The organism is Enterococcus sp. AZ088, from assembly GCF_051714845.1.
Taxonomy (GTDB): Bacteria; Bacillota; Bacilli; order Lactobacillales; family Enterococcaceae; genus Enterococcus; species Enterococcus faecalis.
This window is the reverse complement of record NZ_JBIOSQ010000001.1, coordinates 578,560-600,945: the sequence shown is the minus strand read 5'-3', so window position 1 is coordinate 600,945 and position 22,386 is coordinate 578,560. Positions and strand designations below refer to the sequence as shown.

Here is a 22,386-nt window from a genome sequence, read left to right as displayed (position 1 = left end):
AGCTAAGATTGTTTATTTCATATTTTTAGAAAATTCCGAAACGACTTGTTTAACTTCATCAATGGCTTCTGGTTTTAAATAAGCCAAAAGTTTTGGTGCTTTTGTCATCAAGTACATTTTATCTAGTTTGCCTGTTTGTTGGCGTTCAAACATTTCTGCAAGTAGCGCTTGCATTTTTTCTTTTTTATCTTCTTTTGTTCGATCTAGTATGAACGTTAAGAATTGTTCTTGTCCTTCTTTCATTCCCTATCCCTCCTTACAAACAGATTCTTTTCTATTATAAAACTTCTTTTTTAGAAAGGATAGTCCTTTTTTTAGGATCTATGATTTTGTGTACAGACTTAGCATGTCTTTTTTGGCGGATAAAGGTAAGCCGAGTCCCTCTTTTAAATAGCCCTCTACCGAACCAAATTCTTTTTCAATCGCCTGTAAAGCGGTCGCTAAGTACTCTTTTTTCACATAAAGCAGCGTTTCTAATTGTTGAATTTCTGCTGAAGAGGTTCCATTTGCTTGATATTGTGCAATAATCTGCTCGTTAGCGGCTTTTCTTTGCTCATTCGTCTTTAAATAATCTTCTAAAATATATGAATGTTCCACACCTAAAGCACTTAATATCAAGGCTGCACCGATTCCTGTTCGATCTTTTCCTGCGAAACAATGAAATAAAATAGCTTCCTGTGGATAACTTAAAAAGTTTTCAAAAAATGTTTGGTAACCTTTGCGGCCCGAATTGGAAAGAACCATCTCTTTATAAGCCATGTCCATTGCTGCATCGGGTGAACCAACCGTTTTAAGCATTCCTTCTAATGAAGCGGTCTGTGCCTGAATATCGGCCAAAATATCTATATGTAAATAGTTGGTTCCTTGAATTGAATCATCTGGTCGTTCTTGCGTTTCTGCTGCACTTCTAAAATCATAGATTCGTTTAATTTGATAGTCCTCTACCAGTTTCTGTTGATCCGCTTGTGCAACATTGACGAGTTCACCACTCCGAAAAAAATGCCCTGTCTTGACAACTGTACCTTGTTGCGTTGGAAATCCTCCAATATCTCTAAAGTTCACTACGCTGTTCATGTTCTATCGCTCCTTCATTTTAATTATTTTGTTGTCATTTAAATACTTTGTTTTTTCTTTTTATTTCTTTTTCTCAATGATAATAAAAAACACTTCAAAAAACAATCTTTTTATCAGTTGTTTATTGCCATTTTATCATAGATACAGTATTCTTAAAAGAGAGGTGAGCAACGATGTTAAAACGAGATTTTTTAGAAAAACCGTATGATTATATGAATGATATTCTATTGTTCCTATATAATAATAAAGGCCAAGCGACACGAAATGAATTAGTAGATTTTTTCAATATTAGTTTACCAACATTGAATGAATATCTTTCTTTTTTAGAGCAATTTTTGAAAGAAGAGCAACTCCAAGAAAGCCTCACCATGACTGTACTAGGTGATACCCTTTATCTAAATAAAGCGCCAACCTTTTCCATGAAAGCAATGATCATGTTGTTCTTGAATAAATCTATTAAGTTTCATATGGTTCAGCAACTCTTTCATAAAAATAAAATAAATGGCGGGTATTTTCAACAGAATTATGCCATCAGCTCTGCTACCTATTATCGAAAAATTGTTGAATTAAATGACTTACTCAATGAGTTTAATTTATGTATCAAACGAGGAAAACTTATCGGCGAAGAAAAACAAATTCGCTTTTTCTTTTTTAATTTTTTCTGGTTTATCTTTGAAGAAAAAACAGATTTAGAAAAAGAACTGGCCAATCAATACCTAGGATTAATCGAGATATTACAAGAAATCCCCAGAATTACCTTTGACCATACAGAAATTCTTCAAATTAAGCTTTGGATGAAAATTTCTTTTCGTCGTATGGTTTTAGAACCTCTGCCAACGATTAGTCCGCATGATGCGCAACTTGATCGACCTTTATTTGAAGAAATTAATTTATCTATACATATATGAAAAGAATCGACCGTCCATATACAATCAACGAAGCCTATATGTTTTATGACTTTTTCTGTTCCATGCATAATTATTCTGCGAATGCTGCTTTCGCCTTTCGTTTAGCAAAACAACAACGAATCGAAAAAACGTATCTTAACGAAATGAACCGAGTTATTTTAACGTATCTTAAAGCACATGGTTATCTATCTCATTACGTACTGCCTATTCGATTACTTTATATTGAAAATTTACTTTTTCAATTACATGCGCAACTCTACTATTTTTCTGGATTTATTTTACCCTTTGATTATTGGACAATTCAGTCACTTTTGAAAGTCTTACGTCATCCTTTTAGTGAAAGTGAAGTTTACGAATTAGTGGAAATCGCTACAACGAACTTTGCCACAGAAGCCACTATTTCTAAATACCAAAATCAATTTACTGAAATTAATTATACGCTTATTTTGAATCACATTGCTGAATTAAATGAAAAAAAAATAACGATTGGTGTTTATCACTCACTGAGCAGTGCCTATAGCGAGTTGGTAGCACAAAAAATACAACAGAGTATCGCTGGAAAATATCCGCTGAAAATTGAGCCTTACAACGCAGAAAACCATTATGATTTGCTTTTAATGAATACCAATAATGAACAGCTCGTTGCCCAGTATGACCATTACTATATTTTTTCGGATATTAGTAATCGTTATGACCTGCAATCAATTGAAAAAATCATTCAATTGTTATTGGGCAAATAATCTCTAAAAAGAAAAGCTTAAGTGCCCTACTCTTAAATGGCTGACTTAAGCTTTTTATTTTACTTTCCCTATTTCCTTAAACGGCGCCATTTTAAACACCACGATTCCTTCAATCGCTTGTATCTCGACAAAGCCGAACGTACGACTATCACTTGAATGCGTACGATTGTCCCCTAAGACAAAGTAATGACCAGCTGGAATCTTCTGAAACAGGCGAAGTTGGGCTGCCGCTTCTTCTGATAAGTCAAAACGACTGGCATTCTCAGGCAGTGCCTCATTATCACTTGCTGTAGGTCCTTCCGAAAGATAAAGTTTTGTCTCGTTTACCCAAATTTGATCACCAGGAACCCCGATAATTCGCTTGACGTACGTACCTGTGCTAGCCAACGGTGCTTTAAATGCAATCACATCGTACCTTGTTACTTGCTTCGTCCGTTGTACTAAGACTCGTTCCCCTGCGTTAAGTGTCGGCTTCATGGATTGCCCAGCAATTGGGTAGCTAGATGTCTTTAACACAAAAAAGAACACAAAAATGGCGAAAAGAATAGCTGGCATAAAAAATTTAACGACTTGGATGCGTTGTTTCTTTTGGTAGGCTTGCCGCTTTTTTTTAATCTCTTCAGCAGTCATTTTTCTTTTCGGTCCTCTTATTGATTGATGGTTATCTGTTTGCTCAAGCAAATATTCCGTTGCTTTGTTAGTCTTTTGCTTTTTTAGCTGATATGTCGCAGGCAACTTTTGCTTCAAGAAGGCGCGCTTAATGTGGCGAATTGTTCGCATAACGGGCTTTATCCATTCTTTCATCGTTTTCTTAAAAGGAAAAGCTTCTTAAATAAACTTTTCCTTTCTTGCTCCTTTTTTCTATTTAACTAATTGCGTTCCTTTTTTAATATAGCTACTACGTAACTGGTTTTCCTTCATAAACTGATTCAATGGTTTCTGCGCATCTTGTGCCAGCTCCCAAATACTTTGATTTGCTTCTACAAGATATTCGCTCTTCTCTGTTACTATGTTTTTCCTGATAAGCGGTTGCCTTAGCGACTGCTCTTCCTTTGAGACAGCAGCAGCCTGTAATCGTTCTGCAGAGCCACTTAGTGTAACAGCTAAAAAAAGGACCCCAAGACAATGTAGTTTCCTTGCTCCCGTTAACTTTTTACTGACCATTTTATTAATAGTTATCTTGTTCAAGACGTGTCAGTTTAGTTAAGCGTTCCTCTAATTCGCGATAAATCTCAAGTACTTCTACTTTTGATGCTTCGACTTCATTCGAAATACTTTTCGCTCGATTACCAATATTTAACATTTCTAATTCTGCAGAATTGATTAGGTGTTTTGCTTCTACTTTCGCTTCATTAACAATCCGATTGGCTTCTTTTTTGGCAGAAACCATCACTTCGCCAATTTCTTGTTGCGATTTTAAAGCCTCTTCTTGTAATTGCTGATTTTTCATTAATAAATCGTTAATTTGCTGTTTTGCGCGTAGCAGTTCTGTTAACTGCTCACTACTCGGTTCAATATTTTTTGAAACGGCTTGTAGTGTCTTCAATTCTTTTTGAACTTGTTCTAAATTGTCTTCTTTGGCCTCTACTTCTTTTCTTAGAGCAGCTAATTCTCCTTGGTAAACTTGCTTTTCAGCAAGATGTTTGTCATTGACACCTTGTAGTCGACCTAGTTTTACTTCTGCTTCATTTTTTTGTTGTAAACTATTTTGAAGCTCATTCTTTAGCTCCTCCATGCGCTGTTTCACAATCACTTCTTGTTGGGCAGCCTCTTGTAAGGCTTGTTTTTCGGCTTCTACTTTTTGTAATTGTACAGTTAGTTTTTCAATTTGTTCCTGCAATGCTTGTTGAGTCGTTGTACTTTCTTCTAATTCTGTCGTTAACGTTTCTACTTGCTTTTCCATTCCTGTAATATCCCCTTTTTTCTCCAACTTTCCTTTTTCTTCTGCTAACTGGTTGTGTAATGTCTGGATATGTTGTTGCTGTTCAGCCGATTCTTTTTCTAATTCTGCCACTTGCTGCGTTAATTCACTTTCTAAACGTTCCATTTGATTATGTACAGTGGTTAATTGTTTTTCTGCATTTTGCAGATTTGTTTGAAGAGCAGTAGCCTCTGTCGTGGTTTCACTGTTCGTTTCCAGTTGCTCTTCCAATTCAAAAATTTCATGTTCTTTTTGATTTAGTGTTTCAAGTAATGCCTGATTTTTTTCTTCTAATGCTTGTTTTTCCGTTTCTTGTTGGTTCTTTAATTGCTCATTTTCTTCTTGAAGTTTTTTAAAGGCTGTTTCTTTTTTCTGATAGTAGGCGAGCCTTTCTCTTAACGTCGCCATTTCTTTTTCCTGTTGTTCTGGTTTGATTCCGCTAATTATTTTTTCTGGTTCGAATCCTGGCTGAAAAAAGACTTCTTTTTCAAGCGTATCATCCGAAATATCTTTAATTTTTTTGATTAAACGTCTTTTTGTCATATATATGTCCTTTCTCTCGTCCTTTTAACTAATCACTACAGGCTCCAAATTTGTTTCAAGTGTCTCACGAGCATACGTATCAATGGATTTGACAAGGGTTTGCTCTTGATCTCGATAAGTAAAATTAAAATCAATCATGGTAATTTCTTTAACTGAATTCAACGCTGCAATAAGTGCTACAATATTGTCTTGGCCTGTTTGAAATTCATGGTAACTTAAGCCAACTAAAAAAACAGACAGTGTCAAGGTTTGTGTTTTTTCACTTCTAATCATTGTGATACTCGTCTCTCCGAGGTAAGGACGCCATTCACGCGCTAATTGTAATTCATAATTCGTCAAGACAGCGGCCGATTCTGCCGAAACAGCTTGCTTCCAGGGAAACTGATTTAAGGCTGTTTTTTTAATCGCTTGTTTTTTTATTTTGTCACCTTGAGTAGCTTGGCCCTGTGCCAAACGCTCGATCCGTTGTTCCATGCGGATATTTCGTTGATTTAATTGATAATATGTATAAACAATTCCTAACAATAATACGCTAAGTAGACAAACACTAAACAATAAATAAATCATTAAACGACTATTTTTCTGATACTTATAGAAATTTATTTTCCTCTTTAATATCCGGTCCTCTGAATCCAGTTTTTCGACAAGTAATCGCAAATACAATTGATAGCTTACAAATAAAAATAAGCAACTACTCATTAAAAGTACAACAATCATCATACAAATATAATCTCCTTTATGTCATCGCTCGACAATCAAAACTTGTAAAATCACCTGTTACGCTCTTTAAAAACTCTATATAGTATTGATTGTAACATTCCGTTTGAGCCTTGCCAACAACTTTATTTAAAATAAGATGATAAAAATTTGAATTTTATATTTATATTTTAATTTTTTAAATACAAAACAAAAAAACAAGAGAGATGCCACTTGGCTATCTCTCTCGCTTTTACTCAAACTATGTTTAACGAACCGAACTAGATCAGTCGCTTTTAAAAAAATCCAATTAGTCTTTGTTGATTTCATAGTAGCTATCGTTCTTTATGTAGCTGAATTTGCTTTTGCTGGGGCTGAATCGCTACTAAGTCCAACACTGATGCCTAAGGCACGATCAACTTCTTCCATAATATCAAGTCTCAAATGACAAACTTTTTCTTTCAAGCGACCCTTATCGATTGTTCGAATCTGCTCTAAAAGAATCACTGAATCTTTTTCAATGCCCGTTTCATCAGAATTAATCCCGATATGTGTTGGCAATTTTGGCTTTGCCATTTTGGCTGTGATCGCCGCAACGATAATCGTTGGGCTAAAATGATTACCTAAGTTATTTTGGACAACAAGGACAGGTCTGACGCCACCTTGTTCCGAGCCCACTACTGGGGAAAGGTCTGCAAAATAAATATCTCCGCGTTTGACCATAGTGGAACCTCCTATCTAGTTATATTCTCTGGGGATTCTTTGTGAGAAAGTACATGCAACTTCATAATGAATGGTTTCTAATTTTTCGGCTACCATTTGTAACGTATTTTCTTCATTGCCATCTTTTCCAACTAATGTAACGACTGAGCCGACAGGAACTTCTTCTGCTAAACGAATCATACATTGATCCATACACACTCGTCCGACGATTTCGCAACGCTTACCATTCACGAGCACTGTAAATCCTTGGAGATGACGCAACCAGCCATCTGCATAGCCGATTGGCACTGTCCCAATCCATTCTTCAGCTTCAGTTACGTAGGTTTCGCCATAGCCAATCCCTTCACCAGCCGCTAAGCGTTTTACATGGATGAGTTCACTGGTCAACCGTAAGGCCGGCTTTAACGCATAGCTTGGGGCAAGCTTATTACCTGAAGGGTTCAATCCATACATGGCTACCCCATAGCGAATCATGTTTCCTGGCACATCAGGATGCCATAACGCTGTCGCACTATTGCTAACATGGACATACCGAGGTAACTCTTCTAAAACTGCTAGAACAGCCTTAAAACGCCCTGCTTGTTTTTCAAAATAGCTTGTATCGATTTCATCAGCTGTTGAAAAATGAGTAAAAATCCCTTCCCATAAAAATTCTTTGTGGGATTGAACAAACCGCACTGCTTGCTTAGTTTCTTCCGGGGTTAAAAAGCCAATCCGTCCCATGCCAGTATCGACTTTTAAATGAACACGTAATGGCGTGTTACTCTCAGGCGTTAGTTGTTGAAGAGCAGCTTCTAACCATTCTTGTGTAGCTACCGTTACAGACAAATCATATTGAATCAACAAAGGCACATAAGCTAAGTCTACCACACTCAAAATTAAAATGGGGTCCTGAACACCTGCTTCTCTCAATTCAATTGCTTCATCCAATAAGGCGACACAAAAGCCTGTCGCGCCACCTTTTTTCGCCGCTTTGGCGGTTTCTACGGCGCCATGCCCATAGCCGTTCGCTTTTACAACCGCAAATAAAGCGGTTCCTTCTGGCAAACGTTGACATTCCTTTTGGACATTTTCAGTAATTGCTTGCGTATCGATATGTAACCGTGTAGGACGATGCCATCCAACGACCATTGTACATCCTTCTTTCTTCGTTGCTTCTATTATTCGCTTTCTAAAACAATTTGTGCAATCGCCATAGTATCTGTGTGCGTAATCGAGACAAACACTTTACCATTATGGGGCGAGTTTGCTACGTATGGTGCACCTGTTTTTTCAGTCAGCACCTCAATATCTTGTAAACCAACTTTACCAATCCCTGTGCCCCATGCTTTAGAGAACGCTTCTTTACAAGCAAAACGACCAGCTAAAAATTCTATTTGACGTTTTGTAGATAACTTTTCAAAAAGGGTCAATTCGTTAGGTGTTAAAACCCGTTGAATAAATGATCCTTGTTTTTCAACAATCGGTTTTATCCGACTTAATTCTACTGCGTCAATACCAATTCCCTTTATCATTTTCCGCCTTACTTCCTATTTAATATAGTTACTCCGAATTACCTTTCATTTTAACAAAATTTCAAAATTTTTCCACTGATTCGCTAAAAAAATAAAGAATGTTTTACAAGATCCTCACACAAATTGAAGTACCATACGTTTTCTTCCTATTTACATTTTTATAAAATTTTTCTGAATTTTTATAAAAGTAAGACAACAACTAAGAAGTATCGGAAAAAAATCAGGAAACTAAGCGGATGTTCTAATATTTTATAGCAAATTTTGTCTACTTATGGGAGAATAAAAAGAAAAAGGAGAAAAACGTATGACTTTAACTTCTCGGCAAAAAAAGTTACTTCGTTGCGCCCTGTTTATTTTTACTTTGTTGCTCTACATATTTCCAATCTTCTTTAAAAATCCCAGCCTATTTTTTCTCTTGCAACTGGTTTGGATTATAACCATTCATTTGCTACAACAAAAACTGAAACTCTTCAATCTAACTTCCTCGTTGAAAACTTGGATAATTTTGGCGTTTTTCTTTTTCTATATCATTTTGATGCCTTTTTTACTTTTTTTAAGTTTTTCTATTTAACGATTATCTACCAAAAAAGAGCGAGTGTTCCGTTCATAGACGGAACACTCGCTCTTTTGATTATTTAGCGTTTTCGCGAATGACGAAACCACGTTTTTTATCGTTATGACGTTTGCCGCCACGTTGATCTTTATTTTTGCGGTCGCTATTTTTGTAATTACGGTCGCCATCTTTATGGTTTTTGTTGCCACGATAGCTGCCACCTTTACCATTGCCACCACGGTTGCGATTACGGTTGTTCCCACCGCCACCACCACGGCCATTTTTGTTAAAGCCTTTTTTATTTGAAGGCAATGGACGTTCTGGGGTAATTTTTACAGGAACCGCATCTGCTGGATCTTTCGCTACTGTTTTTAATAATAACGCAGCTAAGTCTGTCGCTGAATATTTTTCTAATAACGCTTCAGCAGATTCTAGATATTTGTCTAAACCATTTTCTTCTAGATCACTTTCGATGGTTTCAACAGCTGCACTTAATTGTCCTTTAAATGCTTCCTTTTCGGTTGGTGGGCGTAATGGTGTCATCCGTTTTTTCGTTAGGTTTTCGATGACATGTAAGTAACCCATTTCGTTAGGTGTTACAAACGTCACAGACATACCGCCTTTACCAGCACGACCTGTCCGACCAATACGGTGAACATAACTTTCTGGATCTTGTGGAATATCGTAGTTATAGACATGGGTGACACCTGAAATATCTAACCCACGTGCTGCTACATCTGTTGCCACTAAGATATCTAAGTTACCATTTTTGAATGAACGTAAAACGCTCATCCGTTTTTGTTGTGATAGGTCGCCATGGATGCCTTCTGCTTTGTAACCACGCGCTTCTAACCCGCGGGCAAGTTCATCAACACGGCGTTTTGTCCGACCAAAGACAATGGTCAATTCTGGGGTTTGCACGTCTAGTAAACGTGTCATAATGTCAAATTTTTCAAAGTCTTTTGAACGTACATAATATTGATCAATTAAATCAGCCGTCATTTCTTTGGCTTTAATCTTCACATGTTCTGGTTGTTTCATGAATTTCACGCCAATATTCTTGATTGCTGGCGGCATAGTTGCTGAAAATAGAAGTGTTTGACGTTGTTCTGGCACTTGTGAGATGATTTTTTCAATGTCTTCCAAGAAGCCCATGTTTAACATTTCATCTGCTTCGTCTAAAACTAATGTTTCAACAGTTTCTAATTTCAAGGTACGACGGTTAATATGGTCTAGTAAACGTCCTGGTGTACCTACAACGATATGTGGACGATCTTTTAGTCCACGGATTTGGCGACCGATATCAGCCCCACCGTAAACGGCTTGGACGCGAATCTTTTTATCGCGGCCTAAACGGAATAACTCTTCTTGTGTTTGGATAGCCAACTCACGGGTTGGTGCAATGACTAATCCTTGAATAACGCGGTTGTCTGCGTCAATTTTGTTAAGCATTGGTAAGCCAAAAGCAGCGGTTTTCCCTGTTCCTGTTTGTGCTTGTCCGATTACGTCTTTTCCTGCTAACGCTAACGGAATTGTTTCTGATTGAATAGGGGTTGCTTCCTCGAAGCCTGCGCGTTCTACCGCTGATAATAATTCTGGCGCTAAACCAAGTTCTTTAAATTTCAAATGATATCCTCCTAGATTTTGTTTCGGAAAGAACGATTTCTTCCTAGTTTCAGGTGTCTTCACTTTCAGTTGTTAAAAAGAAATCCATTATAGTGTGCCAACTATTTCTTCTTTCCTGATTTCACCGAAAAATTCACCTTATGGCATTAGAAAAGCCAAACGTGGTCGTTCAGCTTCACATTTATTATTAAACATAGAAATAGATCTATTTTATTTACTACGATTCAATTTTTCTCGTCATCTTCCGGCAATAGGTCATTCTATCATAGAATCCCATTTTCAGCAAGTTTTATGAAACTTATTTACTTTTCCAAAAGTGCATCGATGACTTCACGAAGTCCCATCCCGTTACTTCCCTTTAAAACCACCATGTCTTCTGGCTGTAAAACTTTTTTGACAGCTTCAATCAACTCATTTTTTTCTTCTTTTTTAAAAGAATGAATGTTAGCTGGTGCATAGGTTTCTTGCAATTTATCAGCTAAATAAGCCATTTCAGAACCATATAAAAAGACTTCTTCAATCGCATCTGGGGCTAAATGCTGCGCCATTGCTTGATGCATGGCAGCAGAATCAGGACCTAATTCCAGCATGTCTCCTAAAACAGCAATTCGTTTTCCTACTTTGGACATTTTGCTAAAACTGTCCAGAACAAGACCCATAGCTGTCGGATTGGCATTGTACACATCACTTAAAATTTCGGCCCCATTCGCTGCTTTCAGCCATTCTGTCCGATTCTTTGTTAGTTCCGCTGTAGCCAACCCTTTTTGAATCTCACTATCCGTTAATTGGAAATACCGACCAATGCCAATTGCGATTAATGCATTGGTGACATTATAGGTTCCTGGCACTGGAATCGTAAACGTCATTTGTGTATCACTGATTTTGAATGAGGTTTGCTCTTTGGCTTCATTTGTGACGATTCCTTGAAGTTGACTTTCCTGGCTAAAACCAAAAGTAATCACTTGTTGCGTGACTTTTTCCACCAATGGTTCTAGCAAAGGTTCATCGCTTGGCACAAATAAACTACCGTCTTTGGCTAAACCATCTACGATTTCCATTTTTGCTTGTGCAATGCCTGCTCGTGAGCCTAAATTTTCCACATGGGCTTCGCCAATCATTGTGATGGCAGCAACTTCTGGCTGAGCCAGATTGGAAAGGAAAGAAATTTCCTGAGCATGATCCATGCCCATTTCTAAAATCAGTTTTTCTGTTTCATCAGGCATGTGTAAAATAGTATAGGGTAAGCCAATTTGATTATTGTAATTGCCTTGCGTTTTGTAAGTCACAAACTTTTCAGATAACACAGCAGCAATCAAATCTTTAGTGGTAGTTTTTCCATTACTGCCAGTCACAGCGATGACATTCGGTTGCATTTTATTTAAATAATAGGTAGCTAATTTTTGCATAGCAACCAGTGGATCAGTAACATGCAAAACAGGCAATTGTTGCGGCGCATCGACTAAATCCTGTCCCCAAAAAGCGGCCTGACAGCCATTAGCCATGGCACTCTCAATAAAACGATGACCATCATTTTCACCTTGTAAAGGAACAAAGAGATTTCCTTTCACAATTTTACGACTATCAAATTCAATGCCTGTTAAAGGAAAATCAGGCCATTGTTGCCAATCATTACTGGCTTCAACCGCTTGCGCTACTTCCCAGAAGGTTAATTTCATTATGTTTTGCTCCTCTGACACAGGGACTGGGACATGCCAAAGTCTTGTCATGTCCCAGTCTTGTGTGATTTTTTCTTCTTAGTTATTATAAAATTCTTGGCGTTGTTTAAAACGATTCAAAGCTAACTGAATCAGTTCCTCAATTAAATCACTGTATTTCAAGCCCATATTTTCCCACAGTAAAGGATACATACTAAAGTCAGTAAAACCAGGCATGGTGTTCAATTCATTCAGGAATAATTCGTTTTTGCTTGTTAAGAAGAAATCACAGCGACTTAAGCCACTTCCATCTAACATAATATACGCTTTTTTAGCGTATTCTTGCGCTTGATGAGCTACTTCTTCTGGAACATGCGCTGGGATTTGCATTTCAATCGTGTTATTGATGTATTTTGCATCATAATCATAGAAAGCGACATCTTTCACCACTTCACCAGGTAAAGTCGTACGGACATCTTCATTTCCTAAAATGGCTACTTCAATTTCACGTGCTTCAATCCCTTGTTCAACAATTGCTCGGGCATCATAACGGAAAGCTTCTTCCAATGCTTCTTGCAATTCTTCACGATTTTCCGCTTTGCTAATTCCGACACTAGAACCCATATTGGCAGGTTTAACAAAGACCGGATAAATTAAAGAACCTTCACATTTTTCAAAGACTTCTTTTGGATTTCCTTTCCAGTCACTTCTTAAAACTGGCACGAATGGTACTTGTGGAATGCCAACAGTTTGTAAAAGATATTTCGTCATGATTTTGTCCATTGCGTTAGCACTAGCTAAGACACCTGCGCCTACATAAGGCATATTAATGGTTTCCATGAATCCTTGAATTGTTCCATCTTCACCATTTGGCCCATGTAAAACAGGGAAAACAATCGCTTCTTCTTCATAAATTTCCGAAGGACTGATTCGTTTTCCTGAAAATTCGCCTGTTTCTTCAGGTGTTTGTGCCCAAGTTAAATGTAAAACTTCTTTATTTTGTGGTCGTTCAGATAAGAGAGGGCCTTTTACCCATTGACCGTCTTTACTAATAAAGACTAACTGTACTTGATAATATTTATAATAGATTGCATTTAAAACGGAATATGCAGACAAAACAGACACATCGTGCTCTTCACTTCTGCCGCCATACAACAAAATAATCTTCAAATGCTTGTCCTCCTAGTTTCTTTCCTGTCTTTTAGAAAAAATTATTTTTCAAATTATCCTTACTTATTTTAGCATAAAACCCAGTTTCATAATAGAAGCAAATTTAGTGAAGGAAAAATTCTTTGCTTGCCTTTTCCTTGCTAAAGACTCCGTTCCACCAGCTCAATAAGGGCTTGTTTAAACGTTGTTCTATCTTTGTCTGTAAAAGGTTTAGGTCCTTTCGTTCGGCCACCTTTTCGCCGAATTTGGCCACTAAAATAGCGTTGTTCTAACAAGCCATCAATATTTTCTTTCGTATATTGATAACCCAGTTGATGTAAAACCAACACTCCTTTTGGCAAAACCAAGGAAGCTAAGCCATAATCTTGTGTAATTAAAAGATCCCCTTTTTTTATTAACTGCACAATTTTAAAATCAGCAGCATCCGCTCCTTTATCAACATACACAAAAGAGACATTTTCTGGATAATCTTTTAAGGAATAATGATCTACACTAGTAACAATCACCACATCCAAAGCTTTCTCTACAGCGACTTCAATAACCGTCTCTTTCACAGGTGAACCATCGCCATCGACAAAAATTTTCATTCATTTCTCTCGATTCTTCCTTGCTCTAACCATTTGGGATGACGTTGAAAGTAGTGTTGTAATTCGTCAAAAACGACTTCTTTAACCACTTCATATAACTCTGTATTTCTTAAAATGGTTTTCGTTGCATCCGTGTAGCGGGGCTTTGGTATCGTAATGGCTAAAACAAAATCAAATTCTGCTAAAAAACTATCTGCTGTCACAGATAATGAGTAATGTTGTTCCTCTAAAAATTGATTAAAGGCGGCCACTACGCCATCAAGAAAACCCTCATAGTGGGTTCCACCAAGACTGGGATAATGCCCATTAACAAATGTTTTTTGCACTTGCGGTGCATGATTTTTACTCAAAATAAATTGAACAAGGGCCAATTCTGTTTGCTTTGCTTGAATAATCGGTGCAGCTTTTCTAGTTAATGGGTTATCTTTTTCAAATAAATAATTACTTAAACCTTTAGGGTAATAACAAAGATTTTTTTGTTCCTCTTCTTGTGTTAAGAGAATCTTTAAGCCTGGATTCAACATGGCAATCTGTTGACATTGTTGTAAAACACGCATATAAGAAAGTGATTCTGTACCAAAAATTTGCGTATCTGGCCAAAACAAGACTTCAATTCGTTCCTGGGTTTCTTCAATAGGTAATAATAATCGTTTTTTCAATTGCCCTTGATGATAAATAAAAATAGTCCGCTGTTTTTCTTGATCGATACTGATTCCTACTTGTTTTGAGAAGGCTTGTAAAACAGATAAATACAGAAAAGGTGGTTCTAAATCGACTTGCTTTTGTTCAAAAACAAGCGGTCGTGTGGAAGATACCTGAAAAGAGATTTGTTGACGCGATAACTGTATAGCAATTTTCCCTTGATTCTTTTCAATGAAAAACTCTAATAAACCGTTAATTGTCTGAACAAGTAAATTCTCTAAGCCGACTAAGCCAGTCGTTCCAATGAACGCTTCTGGTCGTTTTTGAATCCGTTCAATAAATTCATCATTTTCTAAAACTGTTAAAAGATGTGCAACACTCATCCTGCTGCCTCCTTTGCAATCTGTTTCTTTTAATTATAATGAAAAAAAGACCAGAAGAAAAGCCACACACGACTTTTCTTCTGGTTTTCTTCTTTAACGAATTAAATCAATATTCGGATGCTCAAGAACGTGATTCACTTGTTTGACCGTTGTCAAAGGAATATCTCCTTGAATCGTATGTGCAAGGACCCCATTGACTGTGGCAAAGGTAACTGCCTTTTCTAACGACCAATTTTGGCTATAGCCATATAAAATCCCCGCCGCATAAGCATCACCAGCACCAATTCGATCAAGATTAAGAAGCGGTCTTTTTTCACTCTGTTGGTACTCATTTTGGGTATATAAATACCCACTTAAGTAGTTTTGATTTTGGGAATGACTTCTCGTTGTCCCAGCAAACCATTCCAAATTGTATTGAGACATGAAACGCTGAATCAGTTCAGTTTCTTGTGCCTCACCTTCTAAATCTTCTCGCGGAATGAAACCCAATAGCTCGACCAAATCACGTCGACTGCCAAAAACAATATCACAATAAGGTAAAATGCGTTCGTACTGTTGACGCATAAAGAGTGCGCTATTTGCTGTATTCAAACTAGGTCGATAATTAAAGTCAAAACAAACTTTCTTTTGACAGGCATGCGCCTTTTGAGCAAGTATCAAAGCAGCATCACGAGTTTTTTCAGTTAAACTTAACGAAATACCACAAATATGCACCATATCTACTTCCGCTAAAAAGGCCTCAAAATCGTAGTCCTTCGCCTCGCTGATGCCAAAAGCACTCTGATGGCGATTTTGATAAGTTACTTGTGTGGGTCGGATTCCATAACCCATTTCTGCAAAAAAACTACCAATATGATCGCCCTTTTCTCCTACCCATTGATCTGAAATTCCTAACTTCCTTAGCGCTGCTTTGCCAGCTTCACCAAGACGATTGGCAGGTAATTTCGTAATCAATGCTGTTTCTAGTTGAAAATGAGCCAAATTTGCTAAGAGATTTACGCCAGTCCCTACAAAGTTCATTCTTAACTGCTCTGTTTGTTCTAACATTAGATACTCTGGCGGAGTGAAACGAAGCATGACTTCACCAAACGCAGCAATTTTCATCTTTGCCACCTACTTATTCAATGTGTTTTTCATCATGGTTAGTAACGTTTTCACGTCTTCTGTTCTAGTGTCCCCTGTTTCTTGATCAATAATTGAGCTGTAGACATGAGGAATGATTTTTTTAACGCCGGCATCCACCGCAATTTGAACAATTTCTTCAAAGTTTTCTAAATCAATGCCCCCTGTTGGCTCTAAATAAAAGTCATACTTGGCACAAGCTGCTGCTACTGCTTGGTATTCTTCTTTGTGAGCCAAGCCTTTCATCGGGAAATATTTAATGGAACTGCCCCCCATGTCTTTCAACAATTTGATGGCGGTTTCGATAGGTACTTCCGCCGCTGGCGCACCAGAGCTTAACGGACCTGTCGCAATGTTGACATAGCCAACTTTGCCTGTGGGTGAAACCAAGCCATTAATCACTGTTTCGTCTTGACGAAGTAAGGCCCGCGAAGCGCCGACACCTGTGAAGACTTGGTTCACGTGTTGCGGTTGTAAAACTTCTGATAAGCGAGCCACCATTTGACTTTGATTTGGATCACCAGCTCCTAAACCGACAGATAAAGCGTTGTTGGTTGCTGCTTGGTATTTTTTCATATCGTCAATGGCTGCTTCATCGGTTTCATAGTTTTTTGAAAGGACGCCTAACACAACATGCCCTTCTGCTGCTTCATAACAGGCTTGGGCATTTTCTACTGAATTGGCTAAAACGTTTAAACAAATGCGTTCTTCTAAATAATTAGGTTTTAATGACATGGCTTATTTCTCCTTTGTGTCCATAATTTCTTGTAATCGTTGCACGATTTTGTTCATTTCTTCTTGATTGACAGAACGAATGTCAAACTCAATGATGCCATTGTTTGCTTGATATTCTCGCGTATAAATGGCTGGACTTTCTGCTTTTAACGCTTGGATGACTTCCTTGGCGGTTTTTCTGCCGTCCACTTTGACACTGGCGCGATAAATGTCTCGTCCGGCGCCATCTTGGACGATTTTAGCGGTTAAATCTGACAGGTTGTTGATGGCTTCAACAAACGGTTTTAAGCGCTCTTGCATCGAAGCCCCTGATTCACTGCCATGTGCCAAGTATTCTTCCACTGCTTGCGTAAAGCCTAGGATATTGTCTTTGCCAATTTTCATTGCTCGACCAATGCCTTTGCCTTGCAGGCGCACCCAGTCAATGTATTCTTTTTTCCCGACCACTAAACCAGCACTTGGCCCTTCAATGGCTTTGGCGCCGCTGTAAATCACCAAATCAGCGCCTGCTTCGGTGTATTTGAAAAGATCTTCTTCTGCTGCCGCGTCAACAATTAGCGGCACCTTGTGGCGTTGCGCCACTTTGGCCGCTTCGGCCACCGTCAGCATACTTTTTTGCACGGTATGGTGGCTTTTGATGTATAGAATGGCCGCTGTTTTTTCGGAAATCATCATTTCCACGTGTTCTGGACTGCACATGTTGGCGTAGCCAGCTTCCACCACTTGGCCGCCGCCTTGCGCTACCATGACTTCTACAGGCGTGCCGTAGTCCACGTTGTGCCCTTTAGGTAAAACAATCTCTCGCTGTTCGATCTTTTCTGTATAGGGATGATATGCGTGGTACAAGCTGCCTTTTCCAATCAAGGCAGCCACCGATTGGGCAATCCCCGCCGAAGCCGAGGAAACGATTTGGGCATCTTCTACCTTCAACAAGTTGGCTAAAAAGGCCCCTGTTTGCACACTAAGTTCACTCATTTCAAAGAAATGTTCGCCGCCGAATCGTTGAGCTGCTAGGACTGCCTCCGAAACTTTGGAGACACCTAGAATGGTCATTTTGCCAGAAGCATTGATGACTTCTTTTAAGTGGAATTTTTCGTAACTAATTGTCATAGATTTGTCCTCCAATAATTGTTTTGATTGGGCGAATTTGCTCTTTGGCTACTCGTGTCAATCCATTAGAATCAGTCAATGTTTTTTCTTCTGCTTGAATCGTGAAAATCGTTAAATCAGCATCTTTACCTATTTCCAACGTGCCTTTTTGCGTTAAATGGAAATTCTCAGCAGGAGCCTTGGTTACCTTTTCAATAATTTCTGGCCAATCATAGCCGACCACACGGAGTTTTTCCATCGTTGTGGCTAAATCATAAACAGGACCATTTTCTCGGTTACGGATGTAGATATCTGTGCTAATTGATGCAGCTTTCATTCCCTCGCGCAACGCTGTTTCAGCTACGTGAAAATTGAAACTATCCGTACCATGCCCGATATCAAATACGACTCCTTTGTTGTACGCTTGCCAAGCGAAATCTTTTATTTTATCCGTTGCTTGGTCTAAGATGCCATTTTCTTTCCCATTAAAACAATGGGTTAGGACATCCCCTTTTTCCATCAAGGCTAAAATTTCATCTAAATGAGGCGGTGCTGATCCAATGTGAACCATTAAGGGAATTTCTTGGTTCTCTTGCTGAATCTGTTTGGCCAATTCTAAAGGCGTAATGCCGTTATCGCCAATAACGGTCCTACTCATACGGGCTTTAATCCCTACAACAAAATCTGGTAATTCTTGAATCGCTTTTTTGACTAAACTCGCTTGTACTTTACTTAAATCTGCGAGTTCGTCCTGAGCAACGATGCCCCATTTAGAAATATTGACTAATCCAAAAACATTTGTTTTTGCTTGCTGCGCTAAGTCATAAAATTCATGAATGTTTTCAGCACCTGTTGTCCCAGCATCAATCACTGTCGTAACACCCTTTTTGACCCCAATTTCATCTGGATAATCATAATAAAGAGCCATTTTTTCAAAACAATGAACGTGATCATCTATCCAGCCTGCGGATACATAAGTACCTGGTTCTAAGTGGATAGTTTCTTTTGCAGAACCTGAAATAGTTGCTGCAACAGCAGCTATTTTTTCCTCTTTAATTGCAATTTCAACAGGCATACCATCTACTGTCTGTCCATTTTTTATAAGTAAATCGTAGTCCATATTCTTCCCTACTTTTCTATAAATCTAAATTTTGTCCAAGGCTTAATGAATTCTAATAATACAAGTTCTTCTTCTATAATACGCCCTACTCGATTTTTGCGTGAGTCTTGATGTGGTTCTAAAACGACTTGTAATTCATTTTTGTATTTTCCAAATGCATCATTTCCCACAACAACATCTCCAGGTTGTAGCATTGCTTGATTATCATGTGGGGGATTAGCTTCATTTTTATATTTTTTACGCACTTCTGTGGAACGAATCATCTGCTGAGTGATATCTCCACGGCGAAAATGTTGATTTTTTGTTACGATTTCTTTTTCAATTTCAGAAGTCGCTTCTTCAAAAACAATGGTCAATTCTGTTTGATAACGATTCAACTGACCCAATGCTTCTAATTCTTCGTTGGAAGCATAAGCATTTCCAATAACAACATCATCAATTAAATTTGTTGCAAATAAATGTTTAGCTTGAACAGTGACTGGCAACTGTCTATGCATTTCTAAAGTAGGTAGCCCATCATTCACATCCCAAGGACCAATTTCACCTACCTGTGATGAAATAAAAGCAGCTGTCCGAATACCTTCCTTTTTAAAACGGATGCTACATTTTTCAAAGAAATCATACGGCAATGCAGTTCCCGCTTGTGGATAAAAGTTATGACAACCATATAAAAAAGATCGATTCGCTTCATACGTCAAAATGTTATCAAGATAAGCGACATCATTACTCATATTCAACTCAATAGCCACGCCGAATGGATTAAACGTCAACATGGCTTCTTTATTTCCATCAAACCCTGTATCCAACCGAATCCCATCAGCTCCTAATTCGCTGAAAAAAGTCAAATCATCATATGAAATTTCCAATTCATCAAAGATACTTGGAACGACATCTAAAATTGTTTCAAATCCTAAATTTTTCGCATAACTAATTAATTCTTTAAATTTTTTCTGAACCGCTTCTTTGCCATCGGTCACTTCTAACATACTCATAAAAATTCGAGTAAACCCACATTCGCTGGCTTTTTTTAAATACGCTTTATCTTGATTGATATCACTATGATCTGGATAAACTGATACACCTAATGCTCTTTTCATCTTCGTTCTCACACTCCGCTATTTTCAAATTTATTTCGAAATTTCCAAGCAATCACCGAGCTACACAGGATTGTTGTAGAGCCAACGAGCAATACTGGTTGATTTAGAAATCCGCCAATTATCATGGAAAGAGTAATACAAACTGCCGTAAAAACCAATGTCTTTACTAAACCAAGTTGATAAACAACAGTAGGCAACTGCCCTTTTTCTATAATAATTTGACTAACGATAAAAAAGAAAATGAACCAAATAATCATCTTATACGCTCCTGACTTTCTTCTCTGACTTAGAAGGGGCAGGATATCCATATCAGAACACCCGCCCTAACATTTTTTAATTTTTCGCTGCTTGTTCAGCTGCTAATTCTTCTGCTTCTTTATCCAATTGTTGTCTTTCATAAACTTTGAAAAATGGATAGTAGATAGCCATTGTAATTAAGAAGTTAACAATCACTAATACTGCGGCCGAGAAACTCCAATTGGTACTCATCCAAGCAGCAATTGGTGCTGGAATTGCAAACGCTAAACGTGCAGCCATCATCGGAATTATATTAGCGACTGTTAAGAAATAAGATAACGTTGTGGTAATTAACGGTGCCACGATAAACGGAATACCTAAAATAGGATTCATTACGATCGGCGTTCCGAAAATAACTGGTTCATTAATATTAAACAAGCCTGGTAAGAACGATAAACGGCCAAGACTTTTCAGATACGTTGATTTAGAAAACATCATTAAAACAACTAAAGAAAGCGTAGTTCCAGCGCCACCAATCCAGATAAACCATTGTAAAAACTGTTCTGTAAAAATATTAGGTAACTGATGAACGTTTGCGCCATTGGTAAAAGCTTCAAGGTTTTCTGCAATCGACATATCCCAGAAAGGACGAATAACTGGGCCCATAATCGCTGGACCATGAATCCCTAAAACCCAGAAGAAACAGATTAAGAAGACTGTTAGTAAGCCGCCAAATAAACTGTTACCAGCAAGGATACCTTTAAGTGGCATTAATAACGTACTCAAGAAACCATTCAAATCAAAACCAATTACGTGGCGAATAACCCAGAATAATAAAAGAATAACTGCTCCTGGAATTAACGCAATAAATGAATTTGACACTTCAGGCGGTACGCCATCTGGCATCTTAATCATAATATCTTTTTCAATAAAGAAGCGATAAATTTCAACAGATAACAGCGCTGTTACAATCGCACCAAATAAAGAAGCTGAACCTAAATTTGCTAAATTAATATAGCGCCCTGCTGTAATGACGTTGTCAACATCTTCAAAGACACGTGTTGGTGGTGCCGCTGTTACTAAAAAGGCCATTAATGCTAAAATTCCGCACGTCAAAGAGTCAAGCTTATAACTTTTGGCCAATGATGAAGCAATCCCAAATGTTGCATAAAGTGCAAGTAACCCCATCGTATAGCGGGAAGGAATATCTAAAATTGCTTGATAAGGTTCAATCAATTTTGTGTATGCCTCAATTGGAATATTTTGAAAAATTGTAAAGAATGAGCCCACAATTGTTAAAGGCATCGTTGCAATTAATCCTTTTCTAATCGCTGTCATATGGCGTTGCGAACCAAATTTATTCGCAATCGGCATTAACTTAACTTCCATCCACTGTACAAAACCATTCATTTGTTAATTCCTCCGTTCAACTAATAAAAATAATAATTATTTCGCATTTATAATAACATAGTAACATTATAATGTAAACGCTTATTCTTATTTGTGACAGAGAAAGTGCAAATCAAAAGGCTTTTTCTTATTATAAAGAAACCGGAAATATTGCACCAAAAATCATTGCGCCTAAAATTGCGCCCCCAGCGATTGGTTTTTTCCAAATGTAAAAACCTAAAGCTCCTAATGTAGCACCAATCCCAATAGGAATCGAAGCACCCGCCGCACTCAAAATAATTAACGGGCCTAAGAAACGTCCTGAGGCATTACCAGCCCCCATCATCACATCCGCACCAAAAGTGGAATTTCCTTGATTGATAGTAAATTTCCGAATCAACACAATTACGCCACCAACTGCTAACCCTAGTAGCGCACCTGTTAAAAGTGCTAAGCCAAAGTTTTCTACAGGTGCTTTAATACCCATGCTGAGGAAAATTGCAGGTACGCCAATCCCGATCCCCGTTAAAATTGAGCCACCTAAATCTAAAATTCCGACTAAAGAACCTTCTAAAATTCGTGCAAACAGGAAACTTGCACCAAATGCTGCGGCAGCGCCATAAGAACCACCATCTAAACCAGCTTTTAGCATCGCAACAATTGAAACTTCATTAAAGGCGCCCACACCATAAACTACATACATATGTGTTCCTGCAAAAATTGCCGCTGACATAATCCCGACTAAAATGGGAAAGCCCCAATCAGCATACCAAAAACTTTTGCCTTTTAAACCTTCTTGAATTTCTTGTTCTTGTTGTGCCCATTCATTTTTTTCTTGCTGTTCCATCTATGAGACCTCCTT

The 22,386-nt window shown here is 38.0% G+C and carries 23 protein-coding genes and 1 pseudogene; 2 read left to right on the top strand and 22 right to left on the bottom strand.

Annotated elements, in window-relative coordinates; genetic code table 11:
- Positions 1-12 precede the first annotated feature (12 nt).
- Entirely contained in the window at positions 13-243 is a 231-nt protein-coding gene (locus IGL17_RS02940; RefSeq protein WP_002355737.1) for a hypothetical protein, read from the bottom strand.
- Positions 244-321: 78 nt separating this feature from the next.
- On the bottom strand, positions 322-1,074 hold the full coding sequence (locus IGL17_RS02935) for a tyrosine-protein phosphatase (RefSeq protein WP_016618060.1): 753 nt from the start codon (positions 1,072-1,074) through the stop codon (positions 322-324).
- Between the two features lie 173 nt (positions 1,075-1,247).
- On the opposite strand from IGL17_RS02935, the pseudogene IGL17_RS02930 reads away from it, so the two are divergent.
- Positions 1,248-2,722, top strand: a pseudogene (locus IGL17_RS02930) (helix-turn-helix domain-containing protein).
- Positions 2,723-2,776: 54 nt separating this feature from the next.
- Here the strand turns inward: IGL17_RS02930 and lepB are convergent.
- From lepB to acpS, 7 genes are all read right to left on the bottom strand, one after another.
- On the bottom strand, positions 2,777-3,526 hold the full coding sequence (lepB, locus tag IGL17_RS02925) for a signal peptidase I (protein ID WP_016618063.1): 750 nt from the start codon (positions 3,524-3,526) through the stop codon (positions 2,777-2,779).
- 57 nt (positions 3,527-3,583) lie between these two features.
- A complete protein-coding gene (locus IGL17_RS02920; RefSeq protein ID WP_016618064.1) occupies positions 3,584-3,910 on the bottom strand; it encodes a hypothetical protein in 327 nt (108 codons plus the stop codon).
- A complete protein-coding gene (locus IGL17_RS02915) occupies positions 3,891-5,186 on the bottom strand; it encodes a hypothetical protein (protein WP_010775656.1) in 1,296 nt (431 codons plus the stop codon). Before IGL17_RS02915 ends, IGL17_RS02920 begins: the two co-directional genes overlap by 20 nt.
- Before the next feature lie 24 nt (positions 5,187-5,210).
- Positions 5,211-5,906, bottom strand: coding sequence for a hypothetical protein (locus IGL17_RS02910; RefSeq protein ID WP_016618065.1), 696 nt, complete (start codon positions 5,904-5,906; stop codon positions 5,211-5,213).
- A gap of 321 nt (positions 5,907-6,227) precedes the next feature.
- Positions 6,228-6,605: a type II toxin-antitoxin system PemK/MazF family toxin gene (locus IGL17_RS02905; protein ID WP_002355729.1), complete on the bottom strand. Its 378-nt coding sequence runs from the start codon at positions 6,603-6,605 to the stop codon at positions 6,228-6,230.
- Positions 6,606-6,620: 15 nt separating this feature from the next.
- Positions 6,621-7,736, bottom strand: a complete 1,116-nt coding sequence (gene alr / locus IGL17_RS02900; RefSeq protein ID WP_010712068.1) for an alanine racemase — start codon at positions 7,734-7,736, stop codon at positions 6,621-6,623.
- Positions 7,737-7,765: 29 nt separating this feature from the next.
- Positions 7,766-8,119, bottom strand: coding sequence for a holo-ACP synthase (acpS, locus tag IGL17_RS02895; protein WP_002355727.1), 354 nt, complete (start codon positions 8,117-8,119; stop codon positions 7,766-7,768).
- Between the two features lie 304 nt (positions 8,120-8,423).
- Here acpS and IGL17_RS02890 point away from each other — a divergent pair, with 304 nt between their 5' ends.
- Positions 8,424-8,690: a hypothetical protein gene (locus IGL17_RS02890; RefSeq protein WP_016618066.1), complete on the top strand. Its 267-nt coding sequence runs from the start codon at positions 8,424-8,426 to the stop codon at positions 8,688-8,690.
- Positions 8,691-8,750: 60 nt separating this feature from the next.
- On the opposite strand, the gene cshA is transcribed toward IGL17_RS02890, so the two are convergent.
- The 13 genes from cshA to IGL17_RS02825 all read right to left on the bottom strand — a co-directional run bounded on the left by cshA (position 8,751) and on the right by IGL17_RS02825 (position 22,371).
- Positions 8,751-10,298, bottom strand: a complete 1,548-nt coding sequence (gene cshA / locus IGL17_RS02885; RefSeq protein WP_002355724.1) for a degradosome RNA helicase CshA — start codon at positions 10,296-10,298, stop codon at positions 8,751-8,753.
- Positions 10,299-10,600: 302 nt separating this feature from the next.
- On the bottom strand, positions 10,601-11,974 hold the full coding sequence (locus IGL17_RS02880; protein ID WP_002355722.1) for a UDP-N-acetylmuramoyl-tripeptide--D-alanyl-D-alanine ligase: 1,374 nt from the start codon (positions 11,972-11,974) through the stop codon (positions 10,601-10,603).
- A 78-nt stretch (positions 11,975-12,052) separates the two neighbouring features.
- A complete protein-coding gene (locus IGL17_RS02875; RefSeq protein WP_002355721.1) occupies positions 12,053-13,123 on the bottom strand; it encodes a D-alanine--D-alanine ligase in 1,071 nt (356 codons plus the stop codon).
- A gap of 140 nt (positions 13,124-13,263) precedes the next feature.
- Positions 13,264-13,710, bottom strand: coding sequence for a YaiI/YqxD family protein (locus IGL17_RS02870; protein WP_002376042.1), 447 nt, complete (start codon positions 13,708-13,710; stop codon positions 13,264-13,266).
- Positions 13,707-14,735, bottom strand: a complete 1,029-nt coding sequence (locus IGL17_RS02865; RefSeq protein ID WP_016618067.1) for a DNA topoisomerase II — start codon at positions 14,733-14,735, stop codon at positions 13,707-13,709. Before IGL17_RS02865 ends, IGL17_RS02870 begins: the two co-directional genes overlap by 4 nt.
- 93 nt (positions 14,736-14,828) lie before the next feature.
- Complete coding sequence (locus tag IGL17_RS02860) at positions 14,829-15,839, bottom strand: sugar kinase (RefSeq protein WP_002415894.1); 1,011 nt, start codon at positions 15,837-15,839, stop codon at positions 14,829-14,831.
- Positions 15,840-15,848: 9 nt separating this feature from the next.
- A complete protein-coding gene (gene dagF, locus IGL17_RS02855) occupies positions 15,849-16,592 on the bottom strand; it encodes a 2-dehydro-3-deoxy-phosphogluconate aldolase (RefSeq protein ID WP_002361094.1) in 744 nt (247 codons plus the stop codon).
- Positions 16,593-16,595: 3 nt separating this feature from the next.
- Positions 16,596-17,702, bottom strand: coding sequence for a DgaE family pyridoxal phosphate-dependent ammonia lyase (locus IGL17_RS02850; protein ID WP_010707792.1), 1,107 nt, complete (start codon positions 17,700-17,702; stop codon positions 16,596-16,598).
- On the bottom strand, positions 17,692-18,801 hold the full coding sequence (locus IGL17_RS02845; RefSeq protein ID WP_002355715.1) for an amidohydrolase/deacetylase family metallohydrolase: 1,110 nt from the start codon (positions 18,799-18,801) through the stop codon (positions 17,692-17,694). The genes IGL17_RS02850 and IGL17_RS02845 overlap by 11 nt, the downstream gene beginning before the upstream one ends.
- 8 nt (positions 18,802-18,809) lie before the next feature.
- Positions 18,810-19,898 (bottom strand): DUF871 domain-containing protein, encoded by a 1,089-nt coding sequence (locus IGL17_RS02840; protein WP_002358782.1) that lies wholly within the window; start codon positions 19,896-19,898, stop codon positions 18,810-18,812.
- An 8-nt stretch (positions 19,899-19,906) separates the two neighbouring features.
- Positions 19,907-20,206: a hypothetical protein gene (locus tag IGL17_RS02835; RefSeq protein WP_016618173.1), complete on the bottom strand. Its 300-nt coding sequence runs from the start codon at positions 20,204-20,206 to the stop codon at positions 19,907-19,909.
- Between the two features lie 25 nt (positions 20,207-20,231).
- Complete coding sequence (locus IGL17_RS02830; RefSeq protein ID WP_016618174.1) at positions 20,232-21,545, bottom strand: PTS sugar transporter subunit IIC; 1,314 nt, start codon at positions 21,543-21,545, stop codon at positions 20,232-20,234.
- Positions 21,546-21,675: 130 nt separating this feature from the next.
- A complete protein-coding gene (locus tag IGL17_RS02825) occupies positions 21,676-22,371 on the bottom strand; it encodes a DUF4310 family protein (RefSeq protein WP_002361314.1) in 696 nt (231 codons plus the stop codon).
- Between the last annotated feature and the right edge of the window lie 15 nt (positions 22,372-22,386).

Bases quoted from the DNA above. Each gene is read 5' to 3' on its own strand.
- IGL17_RS02845 (WP_002355715.1), bottom strand. From the start codon at position 18,801: ATGGACTACGATTTACTTATAAAAAATGGACAGACAGTAGATGGTATG.
- IGL17_RS02915 (WP_010775656.1), bottom strand. From the start codon at position 5,186: ATGACAAAAAGACGTTTAATCAAAAAAATTAAAGATATTTCGGATGAT.
- IGL17_RS02830 (WP_016618174.1), bottom strand. From the start codon at position 21,545: ATGAATGGTTTTGTACAGTGGATGGAAGTTAAGTTAATGCCGATTGCG.
- lepB (WP_016618063.1), bottom strand. From the start codon at position 3,526: ATGAAAGAATGGATAAAGCCCGTTATGCGAACAATTCGCCACATTAAG.
- IGL17_RS02870 (WP_002376042.1), bottom strand. From the start codon at position 13,710: ATGAAAATTTTTGTCGATGGCGATGGTTCACCTGTGAAAGAGACGGTT.
- IGL17_RS02940 (WP_002355737.1), bottom strand. From the start codon at position 243: ATGAAAGAAGGACAAGAACAATTCTTAACGTTCATACTAGATCGAACA.
- IGL17_RS02835 (WP_016618173.1), bottom strand. From the start codon at position 20,206: ATGGATATCCTGCCCCTTCTAAGTCAGAGAAGAAAGTCAGGAGCGTAT.
- IGL17_RS02935 (WP_016618060.1), bottom strand. From the start codon at position 1,074: ATGAACAGCGTAGTGAACTTTAGAGATATTGGAGGATTTCCAACGCAA.
- IGL17_RS02880 (WP_002355722.1), bottom strand. From the start codon at position 11,974: ATGAAATTAACCTTCTGGGAAGTAGCGCAAGCGGTTGAAGCCAGTAAT.
- IGL17_RS02840 (WP_002358782.1), bottom strand. From the start codon at position 19,898: ATGAAAAGAGCATTAGGTGTATCAGTTTATCCAGATCATAGTGATATC.
- IGL17_RS02890 (WP_016618066.1), top strand. From the start codon at position 8,424: ATGACTTTAACTTCTCGGCAAAAAAAGTTACTTCGTTGCGCCCTGTTT.
- acpS (WP_002355727.1), bottom strand. From the start codon at position 8,119: ATGATAAAGGGAATTGGTATTGACGCAGTAGAATTAAGTCGGATAAAA.
- IGL17_RS02865 (WP_016618067.1), bottom strand. From the start codon at position 14,735: ATGAGTGTTGCACATCTTTTAACAGTTTTAGAAAATGATGAATTTATT.
- IGL17_RS02860 (WP_002415894.1), bottom strand. From the start codon at position 15,839: ATGAAAATTGCTGCGTTTGGTGAAGTCATGCTTCGTTTCACTCCGCCA.
- dagF (WP_002361094.1), bottom strand. From the start codon at position 16,592: ATGTCATTAAAACCTAATTATTTAGAAGAACGCATTTGTTTAAACGTT.
- IGL17_RS02910 (WP_016618065.1), bottom strand. From the start codon at position 5,906: ATGATGATTGTTGTACTTTTAATGAGTAGTTGCTTATTTTTATTTGTA.
- IGL17_RS02905 (WP_002355729.1), bottom strand. From the start codon at position 6,605: ATGGTCAAACGCGGAGATATTTATTTTGCAGACCTTTCCCCAGTAGTG.
- IGL17_RS02825 (WP_002361314.1), bottom strand. From the start codon at position 22,371: ATGGAACAGCAAGAAAAAAATGAATGGGCACAACAAGAACAAGAAATT.
- IGL17_RS02850 (WP_010707792.1), bottom strand. From the start codon at position 17,702: ATGACAATTAGTTACGAAAAATTCCACTTAAAAGAAGTCATCAATGCT.
- alr (WP_010712068.1), bottom strand. From the start codon at position 7,736: ATGGTCGTTGGATGGCATCGTCCTACACGGTTACATATCGATACGCAA.